25 protein-coding genes are annotated in these 24,536 nt (G+C 64.1%); 15 read left to right on the forward strand and 10 right to left on the reverse strand.

Features of this window, described 5'->3' with window-relative positions:
* Positions 1 to 43: 43 nt before the first annotated feature.
* Positions 44 to 1,174: an HD domain-containing phosphohydrolase gene (locus DEIPE_RS05065; protein WP_015234907.1), complete on the reverse strand. Its 1,131-nt coding sequence runs from the start codon at positions 1,172 to 1,174 to the stop codon at positions 44 to 46.
* A 240-nt stretch (positions 1,175 to 1,414) separates the two neighbouring features.
* Between DEIPE_RS05065 and DEIPE_RS05070 the strand changes: the two genes are divergently transcribed.
* Together DEIPE_RS05070 and DEIPE_RS05075 are read left to right on the forward strand one after the other, a co-directional pair.
* Positions 1,415 to 2,602: a trans-sulfuration enzyme family protein gene (locus DEIPE_RS05070; RefSeq protein ID WP_015234908.1), complete on the forward strand. Its 1,188-nt coding sequence runs from the start codon at positions 1,415 to 1,417 to the stop codon at positions 2,600 to 2,602.
* A 201-nt stretch (positions 2,603 to 2,803) separates the two neighbouring features.
* Positions 2,804 to 3,178, forward strand: a complete 375-nt coding sequence (locus tag DEIPE_RS05075) for a hypothetical protein (RefSeq protein ID WP_015234909.1) — start codon at positions 2,804 to 2,806, stop codon at positions 3,176 to 3,178.
* Between the two features lie 69 nt (positions 3,179 to 3,247).
* Here the strand turns inward: DEIPE_RS05075 and DEIPE_RS05080 are convergent, their stop codons facing one another.
* Together DEIPE_RS05080 and DEIPE_RS05085 are read right to left on the reverse strand one after the other, a co-directional pair.
* Positions 3,248 to 3,469: a hypothetical protein gene (locus DEIPE_RS05080; RefSeq protein WP_015234910.1), complete on the reverse strand. Its 222-nt coding sequence runs from the start codon at positions 3,467 to 3,469 to the stop codon at positions 3,248 to 3,250.
* A gap of 81 nt (positions 3,470 to 3,550) precedes the next feature.
* On the reverse strand, positions 3,551 to 5,242 hold the full coding sequence (locus tag DEIPE_RS05085) for a dynamin family protein (RefSeq protein ID WP_015234911.1): 1,692 nt from the start codon (positions 5,240 to 5,242) through the stop codon (positions 3,551 to 3,553).
* Between the two features lie 169 nt (positions 5,243 to 5,411).
* On the opposite strand from DEIPE_RS05085, the gene DEIPE_RS05090 reads away from it, so the two are divergent.
* Both DEIPE_RS05090 and alaS read left to right on the forward strand, forming a co-directional pair.
* Complete coding sequence (locus tag DEIPE_RS05090) at positions 5,412 to 5,669, forward strand: hypothetical protein (RefSeq protein WP_015234912.1); 258 nt, start codon at positions 5,412 to 5,414, stop codon at positions 5,667 to 5,669.
* Positions 5,670 to 5,735: 66 nt separating this feature from the next.
* The gene (gene alaS, locus DEIPE_RS05095) at positions 5,736 to 8,441 is read left to right on the forward strand and encodes an alanine--tRNA ligase (RefSeq protein WP_015234913.1); all 2,706 of its coding nucleotides are present in this window, start codon (positions 5,736 to 5,738) and stop codon (positions 8,439 to 8,441) included.
* 146 nt (positions 8,442 to 8,587) lie between these two features.
* Here the strand turns inward: alaS and DEIPE_RS05100 are convergent, their stop codons facing one another.
* From DEIPE_RS05100 to DEIPE_RS05115, 4 genes are read right to left on the reverse strand one after another with little or no spacing between them, the layout of a single operon-like run.
* Entirely contained in the window at positions 8,588 to 9,055 is a 468-nt protein-coding gene (locus tag DEIPE_RS05100) for a DUF6691 family protein (protein ID WP_015234914.1), read from the reverse strand.
* Positions 9,052 to 9,624: a YeeE/YedE family protein gene (locus DEIPE_RS05105; protein WP_015234915.1), complete on the reverse strand. Its 573-nt coding sequence runs from the start codon at positions 9,622 to 9,624 to the stop codon at positions 9,052 to 9,054. Before DEIPE_RS05105 ends, DEIPE_RS05100 begins: the two co-directional genes overlap by 4 nt.
* A 55-nt stretch (positions 9,625 to 9,679) precedes the next feature.
* Positions 9,680 to 10,492 carry a sulfite exporter TauE/SafE family protein gene (locus DEIPE_RS05110; RefSeq protein ID WP_015234916.1) on the reverse strand — a complete coding sequence of 271 codons (813 nt, stop codon included), beginning with the start codon at positions 10,490 to 10,492 and terminating at the stop codon, positions 9,680 to 9,682.
* Positions 10,492 to 11,877, reverse strand: a complete 1,386-nt coding sequence (locus tag DEIPE_RS05115; protein WP_015234917.1) for an MBL fold metallo-hydrolase — start codon at positions 11,875 to 11,877, stop codon at positions 10,492 to 10,494. The genes DEIPE_RS05110 and DEIPE_RS05115 overlap by 1 nt, the downstream gene beginning before the upstream one ends.
* 60 nt (positions 11,878 to 11,937) lie before the next feature.
* On the opposite strand from DEIPE_RS05115, the gene DEIPE_RS05120 reads away from it, so the two are divergent.
* Both DEIPE_RS05120 and DEIPE_RS22005 read left to right on the forward strand, forming a co-directional pair.
* On the forward strand, positions 11,938 to 12,204 hold the full coding sequence (locus DEIPE_RS05120; protein WP_015234918.1) for a metal-sensitive transcriptional regulator: 267 nt from the start codon (positions 11,938 to 11,940) through the stop codon (positions 12,202 to 12,204).
* A gap of 179 nt (positions 12,205 to 12,383) precedes the next feature.
* Entirely contained in the window at positions 12,384 to 12,995 is a 612-nt protein-coding gene (locus DEIPE_RS22005) for an HAD-IA family hydrolase (protein WP_015234919.1), read from the forward strand.
* Between the two features lie 108 nt (positions 12,996 to 13,103).
* Here DEIPE_RS22005 and DEIPE_RS22010 read toward each other — a convergent pair whose 3' ends face one another.
* The 3 genes from DEIPE_RS22010 to DEIPE_RS05140 form a co-directional block, all read right to left on the reverse strand.
* Complete coding sequence (locus DEIPE_RS22010; RefSeq protein ID WP_083865732.1) at positions 13,104 to 13,445, reverse strand: NUDIX domain-containing protein; 342 nt, start codon at positions 13,443 to 13,445, stop codon at positions 13,104 to 13,106.
* Complete coding sequence (locus DEIPE_RS24650; RefSeq protein WP_015234920.1) at positions 13,337 to 14,113, reverse strand: NUDIX domain-containing protein; 777 nt, start codon at positions 14,111 to 14,113, stop codon at positions 13,337 to 13,339. Before DEIPE_RS24650 ends, DEIPE_RS22010 begins: the two co-directional genes overlap by 109 nt.
* 127 nt (positions 14,114 to 14,240) lie before the next feature.
* Positions 14,241 to 14,603 carry an NUDIX hydrolase gene (locus tag DEIPE_RS05140; protein WP_015234921.1) on the reverse strand — a complete coding sequence of 121 codons (363 nt, stop codon included), beginning with the start codon at positions 14,601 to 14,603 and terminating at the stop codon, positions 14,241 to 14,243.
* A gap of 325 nt (positions 14,604 to 14,928) precedes the next feature.
* Here DEIPE_RS05140 and DEIPE_RS05145 point away from each other — a divergent pair, with 325 nt between their 5' ends.
* The 9 genes from DEIPE_RS05145 (at position 14,929) to nrdR (ending at position 24,525) form a co-directional block, all read left to right on the forward strand.
* On the forward strand, positions 14,929 to 15,696 hold the full coding sequence (locus DEIPE_RS05145) for a hypothetical protein (RefSeq protein WP_157448768.1): 768 nt from the start codon (positions 14,929 to 14,931) through the stop codon (positions 15,694 to 15,696).
* Positions 15,697 to 15,790: 94 nt separating this feature from the next.
* Entirely contained in the window at positions 15,791 to 16,594 is an 804-nt protein-coding gene (locus DEIPE_RS05150; protein ID WP_041230707.1) for an IS982 family transposase, read from the forward strand.
* 530 nt (positions 16,595 to 17,124) lie between these two features.
* Positions 17,125 to 18,423, forward strand: coding sequence for a DUF2254 domain-containing protein (locus DEIPE_RS05155; RefSeq protein ID WP_083865862.1), 1,299 nt, complete (start codon positions 17,125 to 17,127; stop codon positions 18,421 to 18,423).
* Positions 18,424 to 18,553: 130 nt separating this feature from the next.
* On the forward strand, positions 18,554 to 20,698 hold the full coding sequence (locus tag DEIPE_RS05160; RefSeq protein WP_015234925.1) for a sensor histidine kinase: 2,145 nt from the start codon (positions 18,554 to 18,556) through the stop codon (positions 20,696 to 20,698).
* Between the two features lie 394 nt (positions 20,699 to 21,092).
* Positions 21,093 to 22,436: a replicative DNA helicase gene (dnaB, locus tag DEIPE_RS05165; RefSeq protein WP_015234927.1), complete on the forward strand. Its 1,344-nt coding sequence runs from the start codon at positions 21,093 to 21,095 to the stop codon at positions 22,434 to 22,436.
* Entirely contained in the window at positions 22,436 to 23,032 is a 597-nt protein-coding gene (locus tag DEIPE_RS05170) for an NUDIX domain-containing protein (RefSeq protein ID WP_015234928.1), read from the forward strand. The genes dnaB and DEIPE_RS05170 overlap by 1 nt, the downstream gene beginning before the upstream one ends.
* Before the next feature lie 119 nt (positions 23,033 to 23,151).
* A complete protein-coding gene (locus DEIPE_RS05175) occupies positions 23,152 to 23,349 on the forward strand; it encodes a hypothetical protein (RefSeq protein WP_015234929.1) in 198 nt (65 codons plus the stop codon).
* A gap of 46 nt (positions 23,350 to 23,395) precedes the next feature.
* The gene (locus tag DEIPE_RS05180) at positions 23,396 to 24,076 is read left to right on the forward strand and encodes an SDR family NAD(P)-dependent oxidoreductase (protein ID WP_015234930.1); all 681 of its coding nucleotides are present in this window, start codon (positions 23,396 to 23,398) and stop codon (positions 24,074 to 24,076) included.
* Positions 24,073 to 24,525 (forward strand): transcriptional regulator NrdR, encoded by a 453-nt coding sequence (gene nrdR / locus DEIPE_RS05185; RefSeq protein ID WP_015234931.1) that lies wholly within the window; start codon positions 24,073 to 24,075, stop codon positions 24,523 to 24,525. Before DEIPE_RS05180 ends, nrdR begins: the two co-directional genes overlap by 4 nt.
* The last annotated feature ends 11 nt before the right edge of the window (positions 24,526 to 24,536 follow it).

The following is a 24,536-nucleotide window of genomic DNA, read 5'->3' on the forward strand; positions in this document are numbered from 1 at the left end:
ATCGCCGCCGCGCCCGGGCGACCGTTCCGCAATTACACCGCCGTCAGGCCGAGGGTGTGAGCGGGGTCTCCTCTTCCAGAATGCTCAGCAAGTGCTGCACGACCTGGGGCTCGAACTGCCGGCCCGCCTGCGCGCGGATTTCCGCCAGCGCTTCGGACTGCGACCAGGCCACTTTGTAGGGTCGTTTGCTGGTGAGCGCGTCGTACACATCGCATACCGCGAAGATGCGTGCCGGAAGCGAGATGCTCTCGCCGCTCAGCCCGTGTGGATACCCGCCACCGTCCCAGCGTTCGTGGTGGGCGGTAATGACGCCGAGAGCAGCTTGCGGCAGGAAGCCCAGGGTTCGCGCGAAGCGCTCGCCTTCCTCGACGTGCGAGCGCATTACCTGCCATTCCTGCGCATCGAGCTTGCCGGGCTTGAGCAGCACAGCGTCGGGCACGGCCAGCTTGCCGATGTCATGCAGGTAGGCGCCCCAGCGCAGCGACTGCAGCTCGCCCGCCGACAGACCCATCGAGTTTCCGAGACGCAGCGCGAGCGCGGTCACCCGGTCGATGTGGCCGTAAGTCTCGCCGTCGCGGGTTTCGAGCGCCAGGCCGAGCGCCCGCAGCGCCGCTTCGTGGGCAGCCTGCAGCTGCTCTTCGGCGGCGAGGCGCGCCGTCAGGATGGCGAGTGTGCCGGCGATGGTGGCAAACAGCTCAGCTTCGGCAGCGCGCCACTCGTGCCGGTCGAAAGTGTGCATCAGAAAGGTACCCAGCAGCCGTCCCTGTGCGTCACACACGGGAGCGGCGGCCACACTGAGTACACCCAGCTCGAAGAATCCGGCTGCCTCAGGCGCACGGGTCGTGTCGTCGAAGAACAGCGGGGCCTGCTGGTGGCGCAATGCCTGCAAAAGTGGCGTCTTGTCCGGCAGACCGTGTACGGCGACGGCCCGCATCATCTCGCTGTCGGGCATCTCGCCGTCGGCGACCCGCGCGTGAAAGTTGAGTGTCGTGTCGCTCAGCTGAAAGTACGCGGCGCCGACGGCGGCGGTGTGGGCCAGCAAGGTGCGCAGGATCGGCTGCACGGCCGAGGGCAGGTCGGGAGCAGTCAAGGCGTGCCGGGTGAGGCCCAGCACGAGGTCGGCGGCTTCGGCCCGTCGGTCGGCCTCGGCCTGCAGGGTGGCGTCAAAAGTCAAGTCAGGGTCCTTTCGGTCCGCCGGTTGTCTGCCAGATCCTCACCGAGGCGCACAGCTGGTCGACAAGAGCGGCTTCTACCGTAAAGGCTGGAGTATTTCAGAATTCTTACCTGCTCTGTCCGGGCAATTCCCAACCATGCAGCCCGGGTTGCCGCACTGTCTGCCCTTGGCCGGGCTCACCTTGTCGAGGCTCGCGCAGGGCGAGACCGGGGCAAACGTTTGTTCGTATAGACTGCTGATATGGACAATTCGCGTTTTCGCACGCGCGCGGTGCACGCCGGTCACGAGGTGGACCCGGGCACGGGCGCCCACGCTGTACCGATCTACCAGACCTCCACCTTCGGATATGGCGACGCCGACCGTGGCGAGCGCCTCTTTGCCGGCAAGGAGCAGGGGTATTTCTACAGCCGCCTCGGCAACCCCACCGTCCGCGCCTTCGAGGAAAAGCTGGCCAGCCTGGAAGGAACCGAGGACGCGGTCGCTTTTGCCAGCGGCATGGGTGCCCTCAGTGCGCTGTCGCTCACCCTGCTGGAGCCCGGCAACGAGGTCGCGTTTCTGGGGCCACTGTACGGCGGCAGCGAAGGCTTCTTTCGGCACATCCTCGCCAAGTTCGGGGTGACGGTCTGGGAAGCGGAGAACCTGCAGGACCTGCAGGCCCGCTTGACCCCGCGCGTCAGGATGGTCTATGTCGAGACGCCCACCAATCCGACCCTGCGCATCAGCGATCTGCGCGAGGTGGCGCGCCTCGCCCACAGGGTCGGCGCCCTGGCAGTCGCCGACAACACCTTCTCGACGCCTTACCTGACCCGTCCCGCCGAGCACGGGGTGGATATGGTCCTGCACTCGGCCACCAAGTACCTGGGCGGTCACGGCGACGCCATTGGCGGCGTCGTCACCGGACACGCCGACCTGATGGCCGAAATTCGCGTGACGGGCCTGCGGCACGTTGGCGCCAGCCTCGGACCGCAGGAAGCCTACCTGTTCCTGCGCGGCATGAAAACCCTGCCGCTGCGCATGGACGCCCACTGTGAAGGGGCTTTGCAGGTCGCCCGGCACTTCGCGCAGCATCCGGCCATCCGGCGCGTGTTCTACCCTGGCCTCCCCGACCATGAAGGTCATGAAGTCGCCGCGCGACAGATGGCGCAGTTCGGCGGCATGGTCAGCTTCGACCTGCGCGGTGGCTATGACTCGGCCAAGATCTTTCTCGACCATTTGCAGCTCTTCGTGCAGGCGGTCTCGCTGGGCGACGTGGAAAGTCTGTCGTGCCATCCGGCCAGCACCACCCATCAGTTGCTGGGCGCAGAAACCCTGGCCCGACAAGGCGTCACGCCCGGCCTGGCCCGCCTGTCAGTCGGCATCGAGGACCCCGCCGATTTGATCGAGGACCTCGAGCGGGCGCTGGAACACGTCGAAGCCGTCGCCCGCTGACCTTCCGCGCCAGAGTTCTCAGGGAAAACGCCCGCAGGAAGCGGGCGCTTTTCGTGCCCAGTTGACAATCACGCCGTGTAAGAAAATTCATAATCAAGGCACAGTCTCCTAGACGGACACAGTCTCCTAGACGGGCCGCGTTTCTCCGCACCATCCGCTTTCTGCATGCCACACGTGCATCGCAGTTTTCAGGAGGTCCGCATGAAATTTCTGGTGAGGGCCACGCCAAGGCAGGTTCCGATGCTGCCGCTGATTTCGCTGCGGCGCACGCACGACTGGCACGAGCAGCACGCCGGGCTGGGCTGCATGATGCAGCTGCCGGCCACGGGTGAGCTGGCCGGCTTGCTCGAGGCCGCCGACGAGAGCGAACTACGCCTCGCGCTGGACGCCTATCCGGACCGGGAGTGCTACGCGTGGACCGTGACCGCCGCCCTGCCCATGTCGGAGGCATGCACGCGCGATCTGAGTGCCCGCACGACGCGCAGACCGGCGCGGCCGTGCGAATCCGATTTGCCGGGCAGCGTCTTTCCTTTCTGGATGACCGGCAAGCTGCCGGAAAAGGCAGAGCGCTCCTGACCGGCCGTCCTGTGTTCGAATTCTGTCCGTGAGTTTCCTCAGGGCCACCGAACTGCAAGACGCCGCGCTTCAGACATCGGCGAGGGGCCGACCGAGGCGGTCACGGACCTGATACGAGCCACGCGGCTGCGCCGACGCCCAGCGCAGCAACTCGATCAGGTCGTCTCCACGGCGCACGGGAGACGGCGTGAAGCGGCCCCGGTCCTCTTCTACATACACGGCGAACTCGGCGGCCTGCTCTGGCGGCTGCCAGCGTTCGTCGTTGGCATCTTTGACAAAAGCGCGCGACATACCTGCACTCCATCACGTCCTGTTCCCGAACGGGTGACGGGACACGCAACCCGTCTTGGTCGATCTCCCACACGGCGAGGATCACGCACTCAGGGCCTTGACTTCGCCGCTCAGCGCTTCGATCTGCGCGCGCAGACCCACGGAACGCTCCTCGGCCCCGGCGAGCCGGGCCGTTTCCAGCTCGGTGAAACGGGTGTACGGTCGCATGGCGTCTGCGAGACGTGCGTCGGCGCGCTCCTGCTCGCGGGCGTATTCACGGCGCACGATTTCTTCGAGTGCCTCGCGCATCTGCGCGACGCGCGTCCGCAGTTGCCGCAGCGCCTGCAACCGTTTGGCGGGCAGCACGAACAGACCGATGCCCCCGATGGCCAGTCCGGCCAGCACCCCTGTGAAGTCCACGAACGCCGTGCTGGCCACTGCCATGGTGACCGCCCCGATGCCGATACCCAGGCCGCCCGCACCGAGGACGCCGCGCATGGCGTCCTCGGCACCCTGCGAGAGTTCCCGCGCGAGCTGCTGCTGCGTCACGTCTTCCAGGTGGCGCTGGGCACTGCCCGCGATGCCTTCGAGCAGGGCGGCACGGTCGTAGCTGAAGCGCGTGCGCGCCACCTCCTGCTGGGGCGCGCGGCGAATCAGGAAGGACTGCACGTCTTCCCAGAAGTGCAGGTTGGCTTCCACAAAGCGGTCGATCATGGTGGCGAACTGCCGCTCGATGGCTTCAGGCAGATCACGCACCGCCTCCTCACGAAAACGCTCTTCGAGTTTGCGGGTGTTCATGAGCTCGCGAAAGCGCGAGATACGCAGATGGTCGTCGATGAACTTGTCAGCGCGCGCCTCGAATTCGCTCAGAATACGCGTGACACGGTTGAGCTGTCCGTCGAGCTCACCCAGCATGGTTTCACGGTGCCGTTCACGCTGGCGTTCGAGGTCACGCAGCGTTTCGAGGTCCTGACGCAGGGTCTCGCGGGCCGCGTGGGCACGCCGCTCCTCACCGCCCAGAATTTCGCGGGCCGCGGCCAGTGGGCTTTCCAACTTCAGGCGGGTACGCTCGGTTTCGCTGAGGCGGGCGCTGAGGGCGGCACGAAAAGCGCGGAAGCCCTCGTCCCCGCCACGCTGCTCACCACGCGCGCTCACCAGAAACACCGGAGGCGCCAGGCCCAGCACGCCACGAGCGCCCGCCTCGACAAAATGGCGTACCTGCTCGCGCGTTTCAGGAGTTTCGAGCAGGTCGGCCTTGTTCACCACCATGATGACGCTGCGTCCCCAACGGCGCGCCAGGTCCAGGAACTGGCGTTCGGACTCCGTGAAGGGCCGGTCGGCCGAGGTCAGAAACAACACCAGGTCGGCACGCGGCAAAAAACCCTCGGTCAGGGTCTGATGCTGGCGGATGATGGCGTTGGTGCCCGGCGTATCCACTAGGGCCACGCCTTCCAGCGCCTCGAGCGGCACGCGCAGGCGCACCACAAAGGGGTCAGACGTCGTTTCCGGCTCGCCGCGCTCACCGTGGGTCAGCACGTAGATGCGGTCGGTGGTGGGCGTGACCCCTTCGGGCAGCACGGCGCTGCCCAGCAGGGCGTTCAGAAAGCTGGACTTGCCGGCGTTGAATTCGCCGACCACCACCAGCAGAAAACTCTCATCGAGGTTGGTGATGGTCTGGCGGACGTGCGTGAGTGCCTCGGGCGGCGCACCCTGAGTCTCAAGAAAGGCCAGCAGTTCCGAAAGAAGCAGGCGCTCACGCGTCAGCAGGGCCTGTACCCGCGAGGAAACGAGCATGCCCCAGCTTACGGGGAGAACGCGTCGGATGACGCCGAAACGCAAGGGCGGCTCTAGACCTCCACCGGCCTTCGAGACGGGCCACCGGACCCGTTCGTGTACGGTGAGGCAAGAAGCGATGAAATCCCGGTCAAGGCGGCGCCCCACACCCGGTTGCTAGCCTGAGGGCATGGACAAGCAGGGGATTCGCTTTGCAATTGACGGTGTCGACGAACTCACCTTTTTCAAGGTGTTGCGAGACGTCGTGCAGGACCCCCTGTTCGCCAAACCGCTGCAGGTGCTGGCCCAGGCTCCCAAAGGCGAAGCGCCGGGGCGGGTGACCATCGCGTTTGATCAACAGGACCGAACCCAGGCAGTGAACGCCACCCAGCGGCTCAAAACCATCATGCTGCGCTACGGTGTACAGGTGGACAGCGTCCGAAGCTGAGCGCCGGGCGCGTCATCCCGGTGAGGCTGGCCAAACGGGCCTGCGCCCGCTCGGTATACTTTCGAAATGACGCGCCCGACTCCCTCCACCGCGGAAATCCGCGAGAAGTTCCTGCAGTTCTTCGAAAGCAAGGGCCACTTGCGCCTGCCTTCGCACAGCACCCTGTCGCCCGACCCCTCCACCCTGTTCACGGTGGCGGGCATGCAGCCCTTCAAACCGCAGTTCCTGGGCGCCGCCGCCCGCTTTCCCGGTTATGAAGGCGAGCACAAGCGCGTCACCACCGCGCAGAAAAGCCTGCGTGTCACGGACATCGAGAACGTGGGACGCACCCGGCGTCACCTGAGCCTGTTCGAAATGCTCGGGAACTTCTCGTTCGGAGATTACTTCAAGCGCGAAGCGATCACCTGGGCGTGGGAGCTGCTCACCGCGCCCCAGTACTTTGCCCTCGACAAAACCAAGCTGCACGTCACCATCTACAAGGACGACCAGGAAGCCTTCGAACTGTGGACGCAGGAAGTCGGGCTGCCCGAGGAGCGCATCCTGCGCTTTGACGCCGACGAGAACTTCTGGCCTGCTGACGCGCCCCTCAAGGGACCCAACGGTCCCTGCGGTCCCTGCTCCGAGATTTACTACGACCGCGGACCGGACTTCGGCAGCGATTCCTGGGAAGACTACGCCCAGACGCGCGAGTCGGCGCGCTTTCTGGAAATCTGGAACCTGGTGTTTCCCCAGTACGACCGCCAGGAGCCGCGCCCCGACGGCACTCCGGTGCTGGCCGACCTGCCCTTCAAGAACATCGACACCGGCATGGGCCTGGAGCGTATCGCCAGCATTTTGCAGGACGTGCCGGACTTTTACGGCACCGACACCTTCCGCCCGATCATCGAGCGGGTCGCGGAGCTCTCGGGCCAGGCATACCAGGGCGAGACGAGCGTGTCACACCGCGTGATTGCCGAACACCTGCGCTCGGTCAGCATGTGTCTGGCCGATGGCGTGACCCTCAGCAATACAGGCCGCGGTTACGTGGTGCGCAAGGTGCTGCGCCGCGCCAGCCGTCACGCCTACCTGTTGGGGTTTCGTGAACCGGTCCTGCACTCGCTGGTTGCGCTTGTCGTCGCGGCGATGGGAGAAGCGTATCCCGAACTCAAGCAGAACGAGGCGCAGGTTCAGGGTGCCATCAAAGCCGAGGAAGCGCGCTTCCTGGCAACGCTCGAAAGCGGCACGCAACGCCTCGACGCGATGCTCGGCAAGCTGGAAAAAGGCCAGACCCTGAACGGCGCCGAGGCCTTCATGATGTCCGATACTTACGGCTTTCCCCTCGACCTCACCAGGGAAATCGCCGAGGAATACGGCGTCAGCGTGGACGAAGCCGGTTTCGACAAGGCCCTCGAAGAGCAGCAGGAACGCGCCCGCGCCGCCAGCAGGTACGGCAAGAGCGAATTGTTCGGTGAGGTGCAGGATGTGCTGGAAAACGTGGTGCGTGAACACGGCGCGACCGAGTTCGTAGGCTACGAGGAGCTGGTCACCGAAGGAGAGGTGCTGGCCGTCGTGCAGGGAGGCGAGAGCCTTTCGAAACTTCCGGGCGGCAGCGAGGCGCAGGTCGTGCTCTCGCGCACCCCCTTTTACGCCGAGGGTGGTGGCGAGGTCGGGGATCAGGGCTGGCTGGAGTGGCAAGGAGAAGGTAATTCGGCAGGACGCGCCTTTGTGCGCGACACCCGCAAGACCCCACAAGGACTCCATCTGCACGACGTGATCGTGGAAGAAGGCGAGCTGCACGTGGGCGCACGGGTGCGCGGAGTGGTCGCTCCGGACCGGCAGGCTACCGAGCGCCACCACACCGCCACGCACCTGCTGCACGCTGCGCTGCGCGCGGTGCTGGGCTCGGGTGTACGTCAGGCCGGGTCACTTGTCGCGCCCGACCGTCTGCGCTTCGACTTCTCCCACGGTGCGGCCCTCACGGCTGAGGAGCTGCGTGAGGTAGAACGCCTGGTGAACCGCTGGATTCAGGCCGATTTTCCGGTCACCTACGCTTCCATGGCCATCGATCAGGCACGCGCGGCGGGCGCCATGGCACTCTTTGGCGAAAAGTACGGCGACGTCGTGCGGGTGGTGAGCGTCGAGGGTGGGGTGCCCTTTGCGGACACCCTGGTGACCAGCAAGGAACTGTGCGGCGGAGCGCACGTGACACGCACGGGCGAAATCGGCAGCTTCGTGCTGGTCAGCGACGAGAACGTCGCGGCAGGGGTGCGGCGCATCGAGGCCCTGGCAGGCGAAGCGGCGAGTGACTACGTGCGCGAGCAGCTCAGGACGCTCAGTTCGCTGGCGGCCGGACTGAATACCAGCCCGCAGCAGCTTCCCGAGCGCCTCAACGGTCTGCAGGGGCAGCTCAAAGAGTTGCAAAGCCAGGTCACCACGCTCAAGCGGCAGCTCGCTCAGGCGCAGATGGAGGGGGGCAGCGCCCAGGAGGTGCGCGAACTGGGTGGCTTCAAGGTCAGCAGTTTGCGTCTGAGCGGCGTGGAAGGCAACGAACTGCGCGTGGCAGCGGACAGCCTGCTCGACCAGAGCAAGGCCGACCTCGTGGTGGTGGCCTCGGACAAGGGCCTCGTCGTGAAGGCCACCAAAAGTGCCGTGGAGCGTGGCGCACACGCCGGCCAGCTGATCGGCAAGCTGGCGCAGGCAGGAGGAGGCAAGGGAGGCGGACGCCCGGACATGGCCCAGGCCGGCATTCAGGATGCGCAGGCCGCGCTGCGGGCACTGGACAGCGCGTTTTAGAGCGGTTGCTCGCTTCGCTAGGTCATGGACATTGACAAAAATCCTTCAATGTCCATGACCACCGCTTTAGGGTGGGAGGATTGGCAAAAATCCACCAGTCCTGCTGGCAACCGCTTTAAACGTCCGCTTCAGCAGTGGTCCGGAACTCAGTGCGGAAGGCGCGCTTGCAGCACCCCGTAAAGCCATGTGCCGATCAGCGCGAACACCAGTACGACCAGCATGCTGAAAACACCACTCCCCAGCAGTGCAAGGACCGGCCCCGGGCAGACGCCCGCGAGACCCCAGCCAACCCCGAAAGTCACGCCGCCCAGCACGTAGCGGGGGTAGCTGCGCTCTTTCGGAGTGATCTTGATTTCCTGACCGTCCAGGGAGGTGCGGCGCAGGCGGCGCAGCAGAAAGGTGCTGACGATGCCGGTCACGACGGCCGAGCCGATCAGGCCGTACATGTGAAACGACTGGAAGCGGAACATTTCCTGGATCCGGTACCAGGAGGCGGCTTCTGATTTCACGAGGATGAAGCCGAACGCGACTCCGACGAGCAGGTACGCGAGCAGACCAAGGGCGAAAGACGACGAGGAGCGATGCTGGGAAATGGAAGGGGCGTTCTGCATCATTTCAGGAAGAGGGGCAGCAGCAAATTCGCGCTGATAATTCCACCGATGAAAAAGCTGACGGTGGCGACGAGGGAAGGGAACTGCAAGGTGGACAGGCCAGTGATCGCGTGCCCGGAAGTGCAGCCACCGCCGTAACGGGTTCCGAAACCCACCAGCAGGCCGCTGATGGCGAGCAGCGTGAAGGTTCTCAGGTCGGTCACGCGTTCGAGCATGGGGGGCACCAAGCCGGGCTGCACGTCAACCCCGAGACTCTGAAAGGTGCGAAGGGCGGCGTTCGAGAGTTCCGTCGGCTCAGGGTCGGCGAATACGACGCCGGCGAGAAAGCCACCGAGGAGCAGTCCGAAGGCAAACACGAGATTCCACTTTTCCGCGTGCCAGTTGTAGCGGAAGAAACCGGGCTTGGCTTGGTCGGGCAGCAGGATCGCGCAGGCGTGACGGAGGTTGGCGCTGATTCCCAAGCCTTTGTTGCCGATCAGGAACAGCAGCGGAACGGTCAGGCCGATGAGGGGCCCGGCCACGTACCACGGCCAGGGGTTGCGGAGAAGTTCGAGGATCTGTATCTGTTCCATGGCAGGTTCCTTGATAACAAGTCCACCCTCGGGTGGCGGTCTGTTGAGGAGGGGCTCAGGGGCGGTTGGTAGCGTGGCCCGCCTGGCTGGAGTGCGCCTGCTGCGACCCACCGATGGCGCCGGGCACGTTGGTGTACAGGATGTACGCGCCGATCACGACGAGAAAGGACGCGAAAGATCGCCGCAGCAGCTGCTGTGAGAAGAACCTGGAGACGAAAGCGCCAAGGAAACTCCCGAGAATGCCGATCACGCCGAACAGCACGATGATGTCCCAGTTCATGCTGACTCCCTGCTCGCTGAGGCCGCGCCAGTACTCCAGGAAGCCCACGGTGGACTTCATCGCGATGATCAGCAGGCTGGTGCCGACGGCGAGGTGCATGCTCAGCCCACCCAGCAAGACCAGTGCGGGAATGATCAGGAAGCCACCGCCGACCCCGACGAGGCCGGTGAGGACGCCAACGGCCACGCCGTCGAGGGCGATCTTCCAGAGCTTGCGCGGCTTGTGGTCCCCCTCTTCCAGCCTGGGGGGACGGAACATCATCCACGAAGCGATCAGCATCACCGCGGCGAACACCAGCAGCTGCACGACGCTGGGAATAAAGCCCCCGATGAACGCACCCATGAACGTGCCCACCATCCCGGGAATTCCGAACACCAGGACACTGCGCCAGTCCACGAGTTTCCTGAGGGCGTAGGGAACCGCGCCGCTCGCGGCAATCAAGCCGACAATCGCGAGGCTCTCGGCAATCGCCAGTTTCTTGTCTTCACCGACGAGGTACACCAGAACGGGCACGGTGAGGATGCTGCCGCCTGACCCGAGGAGGCCGAGGCTGAGACCGATGGCGATCGCGCCGAACCACGCGAGCATCACAAGCGGGCCTGGTTCAGCTGCGCGTACGCCGCGTACCCACCTTCGAGGTCGAGGATGTTCTGAAATCCCTCGGCGCGCAGGACGCTCACGGCGGCAGCGCTGCGGGCGCCACCCTGACAGTGCACGATCACGGGACGGTCACGGGGAATGCGGTCAAGGTCATGGGTGAGGCGGCCGGCGTGGAGTTGGGTGGCGCCTTCGATGTGGCCCGCGGCGTACTCGCTCTTGGCGCGCACGTCGAGGACGAAGGTATCGCCAAGGTCGCCGAGTTCGCCCACGGGCGTGGCGCTTTGCGGTTCGAGGAGCAGTCCTTCGAAGCTGCTGATGAAACCGCTGACGTTGTCGATGCCGGTCATCCAGAGGCCGTGGCGGAGTTGCTCGGCCTGCTCGGCGTTCCGTGCAAACAGCACGTACTCTTTCTCGGGATTGAGCAGCCAGCCAGCCCAGGTCCCGAACGTCTTTCCGGCGGGCAGGTGGATGCTGCCGGGCACCGCGGCGTCCTGGTACTCGTTGCGCGGGCGGGTGTCGATCAGGCGCGCGCCGCGTTCGAGGGCGTGCTGGAGTTGCTCACCACCGAGAGGCTCCAGCGACCGCATTTTCCCCAGGAGCGCGGGGCCGGCTTGGTTCTGGCGCTTCATGCGGCCGTAGTAGAGGGGCGCGTCGGGCTGGCCTTCCAGCAGGGCAGTGGTGAAGCCTTCGAGGTCATGTTCTTCGAGGAGGTCAGCCCACCAGGCGAAGTTCTTTTCGTAGCCGACGGTGGTGCTTTCCACGGCGCCGAGGGCTTTTCCGCAGGCGCTGCCGCTGCCGTGCCCGGGCCAGACTTGCACGTAGTCGGGCAGGGTCAGGAATTTCGTCTTGAGGCTGTCGAAGAGCTGCTGCGCGCCGGTGAAACGGGTGCCCACGCCGCCGGCGGCTTCGTCGAGCAGGTCGGGGCGGCCGAGGTCGCCGACGAACACAAAGTCACCGGTGAGAAAGATCACGGGTTCGCTGGTGCGGGCACCGTCGGTGACGAGAAAGCTGAGGTGCTCGGGCGTGTGGCCGGGCGTATGAACGGCTTTGAGGGTGATGTTGCCCAGGCGAATCTCGCTGCCGTCACGCAGGCTTTCGTGCTCAAAGGCGTAGGACCAGTCACCGCCCCCTTCGTCGCTGAGGTACAGCTTGGCGCCGGTGTGAGTCGCGAGTTCGCGACTGCCGCTGAGGTAGTCGGCGTGGATGTGTGTTTCCGTAACGGCAACGACCTTGAGGCCCTCCTGTTTGGCGAGGTCCAGGTAGCGCGTGATGTCGCGGACAGGGTCGACGACTATGGCGGTGCCGTTCTGCTGGCAGCCGATCATGTAGGACGCTTGAGCCAGGTCGGGGTCGTAGAGGCGTTTGAAGAACATGCCTCAACCCTATACCCCCTCCCCCTATACGTCAAGTAGGGGGAGGGGGTATATTAGGGCATGACCGCACCTGTCCCCATCACTGACCGAGAAGCCGAGAAGACCAAGATCATCAACCGTCTGCGCCGCCTCGAAGGGCAGATCCGTGGCCTCCAGAAGATGGTCGAGGACGACAAGAACTGCGTGGACATCATGACCCAGCTCGCCAGCGCGAAAAGCGCCCTCGACGGTACCGGTGACGTCATCCTCGAAACCTACGTCGAAATGTGCCAGGCGCGTGGCGATGCTCCTGCCGACCTCGTCAAGCTCCTCAAGCTTGCCCGCTAGGGTCTTCTTCTCGGAATTGCAATAGCCTTCCTCTCTGCAAGGCGCGCAGTAGCCCTCTTGGTCCGGCAAACAAACCGTGGCACACTCCAGTTGCTGAGTCAGGCGAATTTTCCACCTCACTCGTCACTCGTTCCCTCGTCGCCGTTTGATGCGACCTTCTCGCAAAGTAGCCTGACTCGATGAAGGTCCTGCTCCTCGATGTCGATGGTGTCCTCGTCCACCCATCCGGCCTGTTCTCCCAGGACCTCGCACGAACTTACCGCGTGCCGGTGTGGTCGTTGAACTTCTTCTTCCGGGTCGTCTTCCCGCGTTGCCTGGTCGGCAAGGCGGACCTGCGCCGCGTCCTGCCTCCCTTCCTGCTGTGGCGCTTTCCGAATGGCGTGGACGACTTCCTGCGCGCGTGGTTCGAGTACGAGCGTCACACCGACCACGACCTCGTACAGCATGTCGCGGCCCTGCGAGAGCGAGGCTGGCAGGTGTACCTTGCCACGAACCAAGAGCGGTACCGTGTGGCGTACCTGCTGCACGACATGAAGTTCGAGGCCTTCGTGGACGGAGAGTTCTCCAGTGCCACAATCGGTGTGCGCAAACCCGACGCGGCGTACTTCGAGCGAGTCACGAGAACGCTGGGCATGAACGCGCATGACGTGGTGTTCTGGGATGACCGCGCCGAGAATGTCGAAGCGGCCCGTCAGGCGGGATGGACCGCTTACCATTACCGAACCGTTGATGCGTTAGTAAAGGGGATGGACGGGTCTGATGTCACCAGACGGGCCGTCACGCCCACCTGAACGTTCCGACTCGCCTTCGCGGCGTGCCGTGAATCAACTTCGACCTTGCCGCAACGCCCGCCGCGTGGACGTTGGCCGTTCCTGCCGACGTCCGCTTCTTCAGCACGGTCACCCTTGCAGCAGCTTCCGCACGTCCCGCCCCAACCCCCGATCAGACAGCAGCTCCAGTGCATCACTCGCTGGGAAGAAGCGCACCTCCAGCGTCTCCCCCTGACCCGCATCACCCTCCAGCGGCGCGAAAGGCGCATCCGAACGCACGCGCGCGACGCACAAGGCCGACACCAGGTAGATCTCGTCGCCATGCGGGTAGCGGTAGTGGTACTCAGGACCCATTAGCAGCTTCACGAACTGCACTTCATCCGCGTGGGCACCCGTTTCTTCGAGCAGTTCACGCCGCGCGGTCTGCTCGAACGTCTCACCCAGTTCGCTCGAACCCCCGGCAAACCCCACCGTCCGGTGTCGCTGCGGCGATGCAGCAGCACCCGGCCGAGTTCATCGCGTGCGACGACGGCCGCGCCCACCGAGAAGAGCGGCCGGGTTCCCACCAGCTGGCGCAGTTCCAGCAGGTACCCGCGGCCTACGGGTGGAACGGCCCGCGCAACCTGCGGTGCAGGCGAGGGAGGCAGACCGAAGTGTGCGCGCAACACCCGGAGCGCTTCGAGTTCCACCGGGCCACTCAGGTCCTCCGGCAGGTCGTGCAGCGCGAAGAAGCGCAGTTCCACGCTTTCGTGGTCGGGATGAAGCACGGTCTCCGGGGTGGGCAGATGTGCCAGGAACACCGAGCCGACGTTGTACACCTCATCCCCGTTGGGGTAACGGTGGTACAAGGCCGGGCCGCTCAGGACGTGCAGGAGTTCAAACGCTTCCTGCGAGAGCAACAGGCCGACTTCCTCGTGGGTTTCGCGCACGGCCGTCTCCACGGCGGTCTCACCGAGCTCGCTGCTGCCGCCGATCAAGCCCCAGCGGCCGTTGTCAGTGCGGCGTTGCAGCAGCAATCGTCCAGCCTGATCGAGCAGGCACACGCAGGCTCCCACGCTGAACAGTGGCCGTGACCCCACCAGGCAGCGCAGGTCACGCAGGTGACTGACGGGCGTTGGAGCGTCGTGGAGTTCGGTCATGCTGCACCCAGTCTGCATCACCAAGGGACGTCACCGAGCACCACATCGGGCTGGGCTTGTCGGACGTCTGAGGCGTTAACGTCAAAGCGTTCGATAATCACACTGAACTTTTGAAGCTCGCCGAACCTCAGCCTGCTTCCCAGGCGGGAAAGTCCACCTGACGCGTCACCGTCCGCACCACGCCGCGCTTACTACACGACCAGTCCTCCAGCGCCACCCGAGCGTCGGGCAGAAGTGGCGACGGGAGCTCCGTCAGGGTTCGCCACTCGACGCGTTCAACCTCGTTGGAGTTCACCACGCTCGGCGTCCCCTGTTCGCTGCGAACGAGGAACACATGGACGAGCACGTCCGGCCATCCACCGCCCCTCAGGAGGTACATCCCGACGAGCGCCTCCACCTGGACGTCAAGACCGACCTCCTCGCGTGCCTCCCGTTCGGCCGCCACAATGGGTGTCTCCCCGACGTCGACGGCCCTCCCGGCAGGCCCCATAAGCGGTAACCATAAGCCTGCCGGACGAGCAGCACCCTTTTCGAGTCATCGAAGATCAGGCCGGCAGCGCAGGCTCGTGGTGAGGACATCATGCCCATCATCTGCGCAGGCGTCTTCCACTCGCGTGATTACGGGTGAGCTGGCGAGCGGACGTCGGCTTGACATGAGGTTGAGAAGGTCTGACCTCGCACAGCCTTATGCAACACGGGACTGTAGTGGTCATCGGGCCCCGTACTTACCGCGTAATCCTTCCGTTTCGCAGCATTCCTGCATCCGGCTACTTTAAGCTCCGCGCCGTCACAAAATCGAATAAGGTGAGTGAGCGATGAAAATAAAAGCTGCTGTGCTGTTGCTTGCCCCCGTAGCTCTCACCCTCTCAGCGTGCGGTGGAACCTCAGGACCCTCCACGCCTCCAGCAGTCAGCGTCAGCAGTATCGACGGTTCCGTACAGAACTGGAACCGAAGCGGTGGAGCGGTTCGTACTCGTGGCCCCAGCGCCACCGCCACCATGGAGACATCTGGTCAGTTCTCCATGGCACTGCCGTCCAGCAGTGCCGTCACGCCCTATCTTGCTCCCTCACAAAGCTCGGTCATCAATGAAAGCGGTTGCACAGGTGGTTTCACCTCCAAGGACCAAAGCGCCCAGGGGTATAGCTTCTCCCAACTCGCGGTGTACCACAACGGCACCTACGTGAAAGACGTGGTTTCGGTCTCGGCAACCATCAAGGAGAACACCAGCACGCGCTTTGTCGCGGACGGTACAGGCAGCATGTGGCTTTACATGGACCGCCCTAATTACCTGGGAGGCTCCATCACGTGCACAGGAACATACGAGGGTATGGCCACCACGGTCAAGATGGGCATGAACGTCAACGTCACGACTGGCTGGAACCTCATCGACATGAAAATGAATGTTACTGCCACGCCCTCAGCAGCAAGCATGACTTTCAACCTGACAAACAGCGCGAACCACGCGACCAGTTGGAGCGACAGCAGCGGCAACATGTTTGCCATGTCTTCCACCACCCCGAAAGTGGGACACGTCCCCGAATTTCACAACGTGCTGAGTCGCATTCAGCCGTTTGGCAAGTAATTCAACACTTGCAGGATAAGCAAATCAACTTGCACACCCCGTTTAGGGATGGGTTTGTGCCGAGGGCATGCAGGAGAGCAAGAATGGGGTCGGTATGTGCAGATACCGACCCCATCGCAGTTTAGGCCAGCGGGAAGTCATTCGGCGCCTGCACCGTTGGGCCAAGAAGCACTTCGGCGACACCAAGTACCGTCCGCATCAAAAGGTCAGCGACGCCCTCTTGGTCGCGCTCCACCTGAGCCGCCTCGTCTACAAGCACGCTTATCCTTCAATTTGGTGGGGGTTGTTGCGTGAAACGCGTCCGTGGTTGCCCAGCTACCGACAGGCCGGGCGTAGCCCGACCTTCGGTACGCAAGCCTTCACCCGGATGCAGAAAGTGCTGGACACTCTGGTGGCGGTAGCCACGCCCAACCAGCGCTTACAGCAAGTCGTGATTGACTCGGCGCCGCTTCCGGTGTGCCGCCCAAAACGCATGGCGCGTTGCACTTTTCCAGAGGCACGTTGGGGTTACGCGACCCAAGGCGAGTTTTACGGCTTCAAGCTGCACGTTTGGATCACGCCAAGCGGGCAGATCGTGCAATACGCGCTGCGTCCCGCCAACCTGCACGACACCACGGTGGCCTTTGAACTCAATCGGCGTTGGGGTGATTTTGGCACGCCCAAGATCATTGGAGACAAAGGCTATTGCTGCTTGGGCTTCGTGTTTCCACCCAAGAAGAACACGACCTACGACACGGGCTGGCGTCCCGAGATTCACGGCCCGATGCGCAAACGTGTCGAGACGGTCTTTTCGCAACTGGTCGAGGCGCATCTGCGTGTTGGCCAGCTCAAAACGATGGCCTCACTCCGCCTCAAGGTCGTGCTGGCCGTCCTGGCCCACAACCTCGCCCATCCCTAAACGAGGTTTGCACATCGACTTTTCCCACGGGTGCTACACCCTCTGCGGTGGTTTCAAGTTCTTCAGCAAGAGCGACATTTCGTTTCGTTTTTGCCAATGACCGTCAGCTCTCGCAGGCCAGCCGTTTCCGCCCGGCACTCCAGAGGGTCGTGCCCACATCCCGTTGAAGGGCCCTCGGAATCGAGGGTCACTTCCTTGTGGCCTGCTGAATCCCACGGCGTTGCCCTTCACATTCACGTGCCTTGTGATCGCTTTCGAGACGACGGCAAATCACGCGCTGGGTTTGCGCGAACCGACTGTTCTCACGCACGGTGCCCCGCAGCGCGGCCACTCACCCGTGGCGGGCTCCCTGGCCAACCATCCGGCCAAGTCCCTCGTTGCCGAAGGAGCCGTGATCGTCTGCGCCTTGAAGAAGAGCAACAAGCCTGAAAGAGTAAGGCGGCATCCCGGCGGTGAAGCGTCAGAGCGCCGCGCCTTGGGCGCTCACGGAGGTCACGGTGTATTCCCGGCTTGGTACTCGCCTGATTGACATGCTCCACAGCTTCTGGTTCCTGCCCAGCCTGATGGTGCTGCTCAGTGCCCTGCTTGCCGAAGGTGTCATCACGCTCGATGAACGCCTCGGATACCGAACCGTCGACTGGCTTTTGCTGTTTCGGGGCAGCGTCGAGAGTGCTCGCGCGCTGCTCGGGGGCATTGCTGCGTCGATCTTCGGGGTGGCCAGCACGGTTTTCAGCATTACCATCGCCGCCCTGAGCGTCGCGTCCAACCAGATGGGTCCACGTCTGATGGAGAGCTTCACGCGTGACTGGCGCAACAGTGCCTCGCTGGGCGCGCTGCTTGCCACCGTCGGGTACACCTTCATCATCCTGCGCTACGTTCAGGAGCAGAGTGCTCCCGGAGTGGCCGGTTTCGTTCCGCATCTCGGCGTGACGCTCGCACTTCTGCTGACCTTCATCAGTCTCGGTGTGCTGATTTTCTTCATTCATCACGTTGCCACCAGCATCAACGTGGGATATGTCATTCGTCTGGTGCATGACGACCTGATCCGCACCCTCGAGCAGCAAACGATCCCAGGCGAATGCCAGGACCAGCTGCCTGCCGAGCCGCCGCCCCTGGTGAACGCGGAGGGGATCGTCGCGCCGCACAGCGGGTACCTTCAGAGTGCCGACGTGCGCCAGCTCGTCCGCCTGGCACAGCGTCACGACACCGTGATTCGCTTGCTTGTCCGGCCAGGCGATTTTGTGCGAAAAGGCGTGCCCGTTGCCCTGGCCACGGCGGGGCCACCCAAGGAAATCACGGCGGCAATGACCATCGGGCGGGCCCGCACCACCAACCAGGACGTCGAGTACGCCGTTCGCAAGCTCGTCGAGGTCGCTTCCCGCGCGCTCTCTCCAGGGCTGAACGACCCGTACACCGCCATGGCCGTCCTCGATCATTTGGGGGACGCCTTGTGCTTTTTGCGTGACCGCGGTCTTTCCGGCGGGCGACATGAGTGCGACGGTCAAGTCAGACTGTTCATCCCCGTACCGGACTTTCAGGGCCTGGTGGGAACGATGTTCGACCTGATCCGGCAGTATGGCAAGACCCACCCGGCCGTGATGATCCGCATGATCGACGTGCTCACGCAGGCATGCGCCTGTCTGACGGACCCGACGCGGCGCGACGTTCTTCGCCTGCACGCGACGCTTGCGCGGGATGAAGCGCTGGAGAACACCTGGGCGCCGTATGACCGGGACGCCATCGAGCGGCACTATGAGCGCTTCGTGCGTACCTTCGAAGAGCGCCCGGGAGGTTCGGGCGGTCCTCGTCCGGTAGAGCAGCACCAGTGACCTGACCGGCGTGACGCCTACCTGAGGCGGCGAAAGTCTTCCTGTTGGCTTGCTGACGGCAGGCGAGGCTGAGGTTGGCACTTCCACTGTTTGGGACCCGGTTTCAACGAGTGCACGTTATTCTGTCGTCATGCCCGACTCCGTGGAAAGCACTGACATCCGGCTGAACCAGCAGGTCGCCGCGCTGGACGCCTTTGTGCGCTTTACGGAAGTTGTCGGCAGCTCCACGGGTCCCTTCGAGCTCGCCCGCGAGGCAATCAACGTGCTTGACACACGCTTTCATGACGCGAGCGTGGCGTACTACGAACTCGAGAATGGCCTGTGGAAGGCCAAGGTATACTCGGACAACATTCCCGCCGAACTGCTGGCCATCGTCACGGCCGGGCTTCCTTCTGACCTGCCCGTGATCGCCGAGGTGCTGCGAACACGCGAGCCTTCGTTCATTGACGGCTGGAAACCCGAGCAGGGAGGGGTCGAACATTCCGAGGTGTACGGTGCGACCGCACTGTATCCGTTGATCGTGAGCGGTGAGGTGCGCGCTTTGCTGTCCGCCGGGCTGAAGTTCTCGCGCCGCTGGTCTCAGCGCGACAAGGCAGTGCTGCGGGCGGTCGGCAAGAGCCTGACCCTGGCCCTGGAACGCGCGGCGACCTCGGAGCGGCTCGTCGCCCAGAACGCCGAACTCGAAGCGCGCACCCGTGCGCTGGAAGCGTTCGCTTCGCTGACGCGCGATTTGAGCCAGGCCAACAACCTGCAAACGCTGGTCCGCATTGCACAGGACGTGGTGCTGTCGATGCTGCCCGAAGGCTACGCGGTGTTCTTCGAGCTGCATGGCGACACCTGGCGCCTCACCGTGCAGAGCGGCGACCTGCGCAATCCGGCGCTGCAGGCCGCCGTGGACGCCGGCCTGCCGTACGCTTCGGCAGGCAATCTGATCACGCCCTGGACCACCCGGCAGGCCTTCTACCAGGACGAGTACGACACGAAGACCGACAACCTGGAGGACCTGGTCGCGCACGTCGGTACCACGGCCACCTTGCCCGTACTGGTCGGTGGCGTGCCCGTGGGCGTGTTCGCGGTGGCCCTGTTCGACACGCGGCGCTGGGCGCCAATCGACCGGGCGGTGCTGGAAACCGTCGTTCGCAACCTGGGAATTGCCGCCGAAGGCGTGAAGGGCGCCGAACAGCTTCTCGAGCGTACCCGCGAGGTGGAGCGCTGGCGTCAGCGTTATGAGGTGGCCGTGCGAGGCTCCGGTCACCTGCTGTACGACTGGGACCCGGCCACCGATGTGATCGTGTACGGCGGTGCCGCCGAGAGCATCACCGGGTACACCACCGAAGAACTCGCGGGAAATCTGCAAGACTGGACCGAGCGGCTCGTTCACCCTGAGGACCGGGCGGCGTTTTTACGCGAGGTCGCCCGTGTGGTCGAGACCGGAGACGCTTTTCGGCTGGAGTTTCGGTTGGTGCGCAAGGACGGCAGCGTTCGCGATGTGGAGGACGAAGGCTATTTCATGCGAGACGATCAGGAACAGGTCACGCGCCTGGTCGGCCTGGTCAAGGACGTCACGGAGCGCCGGCAGACCCTCGCGGCCCTGCGCCGCAGCAACGCGGAGCTCGAACAGTTCGCGCATATCGCTTCGCACGACCTGCAGGCGCCCATTCGTGCGGTGACGAGCTTTGCGGATGTGCTTGCCCGCCGCTACGGCGCTCAGGTCGATGAGCGCGGCCAGATGTACCTGCGCCAGATCGCCGAGAACGGTGAGCACATGAAGCGGCTGCTCGACGACCTGCTGACCTACTCGCGCGTGACCAGCGAGCAGCGGCCCTTCGTGCAGGTGAACGCCAACCTCATTTTCGACGCGGTGGTGAGCAGGCTTGCCCCCGAGACCGAAGCCCTCGGCGCACAGGTCACCCGGGAGGATCTGCCCACCGTGCTGGCCGATGCGCAGCAGCTCGACCAGTTGCTGCAAAACCTCGTCTCGAACGCCCTCAAGTACCGCCGCGAAGGCGTGGCGCCCGTGGTCAGGCTGACCGCACGCCGGGATGGAATGGCGTGGCGCTTTGCGCTGCGAGACAACGGCATCGGGATCGAGCACCAGTACTTCGAGCGGATCTTTCAGATGTTTCAGCGTCTGCATGGACGTGGCCAGTTCGAAGGAACCGGTGTCGGGCTGGCCGTGTGCCAGAAGATCGTGGCGCGCCACGATGGACGGCTGTGGGTCGAAAGCAGCCCGGGAAAGGGCAGCACCTTTCTCTTCACCTTGCCGGGAGCCTGAATGCCCTCTCCTGAATGCCCGCTTCGGTGAGGTGAGCAAAACCACCGTGCCCCGCTTCGATCCGGTCTGTTGACTGCACGTGCAGGCCAGGCAGCCCATCGCTCATCATGGCAGCCTGCCTCTTTGACGCCGGAAGGCCGCCGGTCTTATGATGGCATGACGCGATCGGCCACCTGATCAAGACGCCGACCTGTGGCCGGGCCCTGCCCGGCAAGTTATGCCGGCGACCGCCTGTAGGCGGTCGTCACGAGGTTTCCTGATGCAATTCGCACGACCAACTGGCATTCAATGGCCTCGCGCTTCGGCGAGGTTCGACCTTCGCCCGCACGCAGCCGACGTCTTTGGCCTTTTCGCCCTGAGTGGATGCTGCGGCGTGAGGATCTAGCGCCCTCGTATGGAAGTCGTTACCCGCGTTCCACCCAATTCCAATGACGCCGAAGTGTCGGTACTCGGCTCGATTCTGCTCGACAATGACGCCTTCGTGCAGCTTGGTGACACGGTCAGCGCCGACATGTTCTACCGTGAAGGGCACCGCAAAATCTTCACCGCCATGCGCAGTTTGCAGGAGCGCGGCGAGCCGGTCGATCTCGTGACCCTCACCGAGGAGCTGCGCGTCAAGGGGCAGCTCGACGAGGTCGGCGGCATGAGCTATCTGATCGGCCTGTCCGAGCACGTGCCGACCAGCGCCTACGTCGAGACGTACGCCCGCATCGTGCAGGAAAAGCACACCCTGCGCCAGCTCATCAGCGCCAGCGGCAAAGTGATGCAGATGGCCTACGAGGGCAGCCTTCCCCTGGAGGACCTGCTCGACAAGTCCGAGAAGCTGATTTTCGATGTGGCCGAGCAGAAGCAGTCCGGCGACTTTCAGGAAATGAGCAGCGTCGTCCACGAAACCTTCGAGTACATCACGCTGCTGCACAACAACAAGGGCATCCCCGACGGTGTGGCCAGCGGCTTTCGCGACCTCGACGAACAGATCAGCGGTTTGCAGAAGGGCAGCCTCAACGTGCTGGCTGCCCGGCCTTCGATGGGAAAAACGGCCTTTGCGCTCTCGATTGCCCAGAACGTCGCGCTGCGCAAGGACAAGGCCGTGGTGGTCTTCAGCCTCGAAATGCCCGCCGTGCAGCTCGCCTTGCGCATGCTGTGCAGCGAAGCCAAGGTGGACATGAACCGCATCCGCTCGGGGCAGCTCAACGAGCGTGACTTCGAGCGTCTGGCGATGGCGGCGGGCCGCCTCGCCGAAGCGCCGATGGTGATCGACGATGAGCCCGAGCTGACCCTCAACGACCTGCGCAGCAAGTGCCGGCGCATCAAGGCACAGCACGGCAACCTGGGCCTGGTGGTGATCGACTACCTGCAGCTGATGAGTGGCAGCAAGGGGGGCGGCGGGGGCGAGAACCGCCAGCAGGAAATCAGTACCATTTCGCGTGGCCTCAAGGGTCTGGCGCGCGAACTCGAAGTGCCGATCATCGTGCTCTCGCAGCTGTCACGTGCCGTCGAGCAGCGCCCCAACCACCGACCGATGCTGTCGGACCTGCGTGAATCGGGCGCCATCGAACAGGACGCCGACATTGTGATGTTCATTTACCGCGACGAGTACTACAACAAGGAAACTGACCAGCAGGGCATTGCCGAAATCATCATCGGCAAGCAGCGCAACGGGCCGGTCGGCACCGTCAAGCTGCAGTTTCACAGCGCGCACGTGCGCTTCAACGACCTCGCGCCGGAGGGCGTGTAATGAGCGCAGACACCATTGCCGCGCCGCAGCGCCGGCGCCGGCGTCGGCGTGGCGGCAACAAGTCGGGAACAGGCACCGCGCTACAGGCGGCACCCAAGGTTCCCAAGGTCGCCTCCCCCACCTTGCGCATCGGCGTCGGCGTGGTGGTGCTGCGCGGCGATACGGTACTGCTGGTGCGCGAGCGGGGCCGCTGGAGCCTTCCCAAGGGTGGTCTCGATCCGCACGAACTGGTTGCCGAGGGCGCGAGGCGCGAGGCGCTGGAAGAAACCGGGCTGGAAGTCGAGATTCGCGAGCTGGCCTTTACACTCGAATTTCACGCACAGACCTGGGGACATCACCTGCAGTTCTTTTTTCATGCCCGCGAAACAGGGGGTGAACTCGGCCCGCAGGACCCGGACAAGGAAGTTCAGGAAGCGCGTTTCGTTCCGATACGGGAGTTGCGCGAGTACGTGCGTTTCCGTCCGCGGCTGCTTTCGCTTGAAGCGTGGCTCAAGGAGCGTCGGGCACGGCATTTCGTATTCGACCTCGACAAGGAACCGGCCATGTTGCGTCAGCGCCGCCGGGTCGCGGCGTCCGAAGGTGTGACGTCTTCCTGAACTTCGGATACCCACCAAGATGACCTGAAATTACCGTGCGACCACGCAGAACGTGAGCGGACGTTCTGCGTTTTCGTGTGGCACGTGCAACGCAAGAGGTGTTCTGCTATCATCAGAATATGAAGTCGCGATTTAGTGAGGATTTTCCGGCCAGCGGTCGCGGCTATGAGCACGTCTGTCCGCACTGCGGCGACCTGCTGCAACTGCACGAAATGCGAGACGGCGATCAGGCCTACTGGTGCCAGCGCTGCGAGCGTGGCCACCGTGCGGGCGACCTGCCAGTGCAGGCCTTGAGACCACTGCAGACCGCCATCTGAACGGGCAGCCCGAAACGCCCTTCACACGCTGCGCTATGCTGGGCACGTGAGTTCTTCTCTCGACGCTCAAGTGATCGCCGTGACCTCGGCCGACCAGGGGTACGGGCGCACCTTGGCTCAGGCACTTGCCCGCGCAGGTGCCAGCGTCGTGCTGATCGGCGGGAATGTCGAGACCCTCGCGCAGCTCGCCTCGCACATCGAATACGAGGGCGGCACTGCCATTCCCATCAAGGCGGACGTCGGCGTACCGCTGGACTGGTTGAGCGCCCAGGATCGCGTGCTGGAAATCTTCGGGGCGCTGCACGGCGTGGTTCACCTCGCCGACAAGCGCGCCCACAGCGCCTTTCCGATGATCAGCGAGGGCGAATGGATGGACCTCTTCAACTGCAACGTGAAATCCAGCGTGGGCATCACGCAGGTGCTGCGCCGACGCCTGCCGGGGACGTGGCTCACATTGATCGGCCCGCACCTCGACGAAAACGGTCTGCACGCCCATCCACAGCGCGGTGCCATTCGCGGCCTCGTCGAACATGCCCACCGTGAAGATCTGCGCCTGAACGTCCTGCTCCCCTCGCGCGCTTCCGGCGGAGAAGAGCACGATCGCCCGCTGTCCGAAGCGGTGATCGCCCTGGCTTCGCGCGAACTGCAGCACATTCGCGGCACGGTCATCGACGTACCCATGCCCTCTGTCCCGAAGGACCGTCCGGCGGATTTTCTCAACCGATGAAGTGTCCTTACTGCTCTGCACCGGACAGCAAGGTCGTCAATTCGCGCGCCAGTGATGAGGGCAGCGCCATTCGCCGCCGACGCGAATGCCTGGCCTGCAACCGGCGCTTCACGACCTACGAGCGCGCGCAGCTCGAACCCCTGATGGTCCTCAAACGGGACGCGCGGCGCGAAGCCTTCAATCCCGACAAGCTGCTGCGCGGCCTGCTGCTCGCGTCCGAGAAACGTCCGGTGCGTGAAGACACCCTGCGCGCCTTCGCGTACGGCTTCGAGGATGATTTCGGCAAGGCCGAGATCACCAGCGAGGACATCGGCAAGCGGGCCATGAACTTCCTGCGTCCGCTCGACGAGGTGGCCTACATCCGCTTTGCCAGCGTGTACCGCGAGTTCGACAGCCTGGAGCGCTTTATCGAGGAGATTCGCGGGCTCAAGGACAGCGAAGAGTTGTGAAGAGTCATGGC

Origin of the sequence: Deinococcus peraridilitoris DSM 19664 (genome assembly GCF_000317835.1) — a bacterium.
Taxonomy (GTDB): domain Bacteria; phylum Deinococcota; class Deinococci; order Deinococcales; family Deinococcaceae; genus Deinococcus_A; species Deinococcus_A peraridilitoris.